This window comes from Limnospira sp. PMC 289.06 (assembly GCF_032350395.1).
Lineage (GTDB): Bacteria > Cyanobacteriota > Cyanobacteriia > Cyanobacteriales > Microcoleaceae > Limnospira > Limnospira platensis.
Genome location: NZ_JARPLC010000482.1, coordinates 1 through 486 on the forward strand (window position 1 = coordinate 1; position 486 = coordinate 486).

Genomic DNA, 486 nt, shown 5'->3' on the forward strand with positions numbered 1-486 from the left:
TCGGTTTCCCGGAAGCGGCGTTCGCGCAGCGTCTCGGAACGAGAATCGCTTTCTTGGGACTGTTCCCGGAAGCGGCGATCGCTTTCTTGGGATTGTTCTTTGAGGAGTCGTTCAGTTTCCTTTTGGGCTTCTATGAGTTCTCCTAGCAGCCTCCAAACATCGTCAGCATTGGTGGTCATGGGGGTTGTCCTCTGGGTGATTTCAATCATCCATTTTAGCCACTTTCCACTATGCGATCGCTTTCTGGTAAGATGCGATCGCACTTCCGAAAGGCTAGGCGATACTTCTGGCGGGCACGCTGCGCGAACGCACTTCCCAGAGAGTAGGCGATAGGTCGCACTTCCGAGAGGGTAGGCGATACTTCTGGCGGGCACGCTGCGCGATCGCACTTCCCAGAGAGTAGGCGATAGGTCGCACTTCCGAGAGGCTACGCGAACGCCAACTCTGGCTGTAATTTACCATTGGCGGGGACGGAATTTATCATCT

Annotated in this window: 1 pseudogene; it reads right to left on the reverse strand. The window is 54.9% G+C overall.

The features are described from left to right. A pseudogene (locus P5674_RS25895) lies at positions 1 to 263 on the reverse strand (hypothetical protein); the annotation flags it as partial. Between the last annotated feature and the right edge of the window lie 223 nt (positions 264 to 486).